We start from the raw sequence: 3,605 nt of genomic DNA on the forward strand, positions 1-3,605 counted from the left end.
TCCCCTTCCATGACTTTCATAAGGTTGCTCCTTCCTTTACCTATATATGGATTTTAATGTTCGGGTTTATTTCATAAAATGAAGTTAACTTACTTTTTCAGATTTCTTTTTACGCTCTTCAAGAATTCTTGGGACTGATGTTTTTAAAAAGTAGCGTAGGATTTTCTTGATTGTTTCGTCTGATGGCTGGTTCATTTAGATCACCTCCTTAAATTTATTACACGAATCGTGACATACGTCTTCAAAAAAAATTGTCCAATCCAAACCAAGTACTTTTGAGATTTTTTTAGCATTTGGAACGGTTGCGTTTCTTTCTCCACTTTCAATCATTGCATAAGTTGTTCTGGCTATCTTGGCTTTAACTGCAACGTTTTGTTGAGTCATTGATTTTTTCTTTCTTTCTTGTATCAACCATTGCCTCGTAATAAGATCACCTCCTTTTTGTCACGTTTTGTGTAATTAAAGTATATGTCACATTTTGTGTATCGTAAACACATAATTACACTTATTGTGTAAAATATTTTTTGTCACGAAATGTGACGCTATAATTAACGATATAAGACGAAATTCCGGACGAATAAATTGGTTGGAGGAGTTCCAATGTTAAAAAACAAATTAATAGAACTTCGTAAAGCAAAAAAGCTGCGCCAAGAAGATATCGCAAAGATATTGGGGATTGCACGAACTACTTATGCAATGTATGAACAAGGTAATCGTGAACCTGATTTTGACACATTAAATAAAATAGCAGACTACTTTGAGGTTACAATTGATCATTTACTTGGTCGCGAAGAGAAGGTTAAATCAAAAGAAGATAGCCTTGAAGAAGTAAACAAACTTGTTAAAGAATACGGCATAGAACAATTTGGTTTCTTTGATATTGAAAAATGGAAAGATCTTTCCAAGGAAGATATTGAAGAAATTAAGAAGCATTTTGAATATGTGGTGTTCCAGGCGAAGCAGAGGAATAAAGAGGACTAAACTAATTGCACCAAAAAAAGCTCAGAGAATTTTCTCTGAGCTTTTTATATGTACTTTCATTAAAGTCCCTTATAATGGAAGTAGTAGCTAAGTTATTTTATTCTTTTCTGAAGTAACATTCTTGTTAATCATTTTTTTAAATTGCTTTATTTCTTCATCTGATTCGAAAAATCTCTTTGGAATTATCATGGCTTTATTTCGTGATACATAAATAAGAAACATTGAATGATGTTCTTTAATAGCAGCAATTTCATTCCAATCAATATCATTTATTGATCTTCCTCTTTTTTGATGTATCCCAGTATCACTAAATGTATAGATGAGTTCATTCTTTATCAATTGGTCACTCTTATATTCTCGAGTTGCCTTAACTCGAATAATTACTTTTGCATAAAGAAAAATCATAACTGCTATACAAACTGAAACAGTGGAACTAATCAAAAGAACTGCTGCCATGTCTCCAAAATTAAAAATATCCCCTGGCTTATATAGAATGTATATTAACCATGGAAAGAATACTATATAAGTAGATATCGTTATCCACAGTATCCATCTACTAGTATGAAAGGATGAAAACTTTTTATATTCTTTTGCTGTTAAAGTACCGCTTACAGACAGTTCTATGCTGTTACCTAAATCTATGTTACTCATAGACACTCCCCCTCTTATTAAATTTCATATGTCTTCTTTAGCTTAATACCAATTATTTCAATAAAGTCTTATTTACTCAAGGGTAAATTCTCCATAAGAGATAGCGATGTTCCACGTAAAGCAAACAAAACCCCCTATTCAACGGGGGTTTTCTAATTAATGTATAGTCAATATGATATCCATTTCTCCAACATTCAATATGCTTGCAGACAATTTAAGTGCAACCTTGTGACCGTTAGTTGTGACTTTCCCCTCTACTACCGTCGGGGGGGTAATATCAATCTCAACATTTTCACTATAAATTATCCTACTTATGTTCCCGGAGATCATATTACCAAACTCTCCTTGGAATGACGTGAGCATATCCCCCTCTACACTGACTCCATACATTTTTTCAGCTATGCTGCTACTTGTATGCTTCTTTGTCATCAGGTACATGGTTCCTTTTATATCTCCTGTAATTCCAATTACAACACCTAATTCGGTTTTGATATCCTTATCTCTAAAGAGAGTTGGCTTTTCCATTTGTACTTCAAATGGAACTACTGACTTAATCGCTGTTGTTGTTGAATTTAGTAGATGCGTTACTAGTTGACTGGACATACCAACACTCCTTGGTTATTTTCAACCAATTATTTATACTTTATATCGGTTTGGGTGAGGGAATGTTTTATGGATTTTAAATAAGTTTAAGATTGCTTTATACTTTTTATTACAAATTTTTTCTTTTGTAATTCTCTAATAAGTCATTTAATATATCTGCAATATCCTGCATTGGATTAATTAACTCATTAAACTCATTTATCTCTGGTGGTTTTTGTCCTTCATGAATTACGTAACTACTTAATCTGTAAATGATATTAACTTCTTGGGCTAATTCTTTTGGCAGAACCCCTTCATCCACTAATTTGTTTATTACTCTATAAACAGGCATTTTTGTATCTTCATTATAAACCAATAAATAAAGACGTCTAATTATTGATTCAATTAAGATTCTCTTTTCAAATGTTCTTCTAATCTCATCTGCTTCTAAAAAGTAATCCTCAAATTTTATGTTTTGACTTACCGTCTTCTTTAGTGCTGAAGAAGAGAAATTAACTGTTCTTTTTTTATTTACAACAAAATTAGTATCTCCTCTATTTTGTATTTTCTCATTCTTTTCAGATTTTAATAAACCATTAACCAATTTCCCTATAATTATATCTATCTCGGGTTTAAGTATTGATAAAATAATAATTACTACTGAGGTCATTATTATTACCTTAAAATAATCAAAATCAAAATACTTAATAATCATTTGTAATAAAAGTATAAATAAGAACAAAATAACTACTATAGAAATTCTTGAAGTCGAAATTGAAGTCTGATCTTTTTCAGATTGTTGTTCAACTGTAACCTCATATTTATTGCTTGAGATTAATTCTTCAAGTTGGTTTAATAACTCAAGTCTCAATTCTGAAGCAATATGCTCATTTTCATATACCTTTGCATATACCATTCTTGAAATATCATCACTCCTAAGTCTCAAACTGCAATTTTTCGTTTTTTCAAAACCATCAATGAAAGATTCCAAATCTATATTCGTAAGCTTGACTCCACTATTCACATGATTTCTAATTACCAAATTAATTACTTGGTCTCTCAATTGCAAGATTTCCTTTTGATGCTCTTTCCTTTTTTTGTATTCTTGATATAAAAAGAATACAATTGCTAAGATTACAGACAAGATCGTCGCCGTATTAACAATATCGGTAGAATAAATAAACTCTTTTATCTGCTTCAATTTCTGCTGCACCTCTTCTGAATACCAAGTTTAGACAATAATAACGTTAGAGTTCAATCCTCAAATAACATCTTTAGATAAAAATTATCTTCTTCTACTAAACTCTGTATGGTTTCATATTCGTTCATTTTACTAAGTATTTCTTCTAATTCTTTTAATAACTCTGTATCGCTACTATTTTTTTTACACC

5 protein-coding genes are annotated in these 3,605 nt (G+C 30.9%); 1 reads left to right on the forward strand and 4 read right to left on the reverse strand.

Features of this window, described 5'->3' with window-relative positions:
• Positions 1 to 195 precede the first annotated feature (195 nt).
• Positions 196 to 411 carry a helix-turn-helix transcriptional regulator gene (locus HP456_RS21275; protein WP_246289345.1) on the reverse strand — a complete coding sequence of 72 codons (216 nt, stop codon included), beginning with the start codon at positions 409 to 411 and terminating at the stop codon, positions 196 to 198.
• Between the two features lie 189 nt (positions 412 to 600).
• Here HP456_RS21275 and HP456_RS21280 point away from each other — a divergent pair, with 189 nt between their 5' ends.
• Positions 601 to 981 carry a helix-turn-helix domain-containing protein gene (locus tag HP456_RS21280; protein WP_172254828.1) on the forward strand — a complete coding sequence of 127 codons (381 nt, stop codon included), beginning with the start codon at positions 601 to 603 and terminating at the stop codon, positions 979 to 981.
• A gap of 87 nt (positions 982 to 1,068) precedes the next feature.
• On the opposite strand, the gene HP456_RS21285 is transcribed toward HP456_RS21280, so the two are convergent.
• The 3 genes from HP456_RS21285 to HP456_RS21295 all read right to left on the reverse strand — a co-directional run bounded on the left by HP456_RS21285 (position 1,069) and on the right by HP456_RS21295 (position 3,415).
• Positions 1,069 to 1,632 carry a YcxB family protein gene (locus HP456_RS21285; protein ID WP_172254830.1) on the reverse strand — a complete coding sequence of 188 codons (564 nt, stop codon included), beginning with the start codon at positions 1,630 to 1,632 and terminating at the stop codon, positions 1,069 to 1,071.
• Positions 1,633 to 1,788: 156 nt separating this feature from the next.
• Positions 1,789 to 2,235 (reverse strand): chemotaxis protein CheX, encoded by a 447-nt coding sequence (locus tag HP456_RS21290; protein WP_172254832.1) that lies wholly within the window; start codon positions 2,233 to 2,235, stop codon positions 1,789 to 1,791.
• A 109-nt stretch (positions 2,236 to 2,344) separates the two neighbouring features.
• Positions 2,345 to 3,415: a hypothetical protein gene (locus HP456_RS21295; protein WP_172254834.1), complete on the reverse strand. Its 1,071-nt coding sequence runs from the start codon at positions 3,413 to 3,415 to the stop codon at positions 2,345 to 2,347.
• Positions 3,416 to 3,605: the final 190 nt, after the last annotated feature.

The sequence above is a fragment of the Bacillus haikouensis genome (assembly GCF_013179555.1).
Taxonomy (GTDB): Bacteria; Bacillota; Bacilli; order Bacillales; family Bacillaceae_B; genus Rossellomorea; species Rossellomorea haikouensis_A.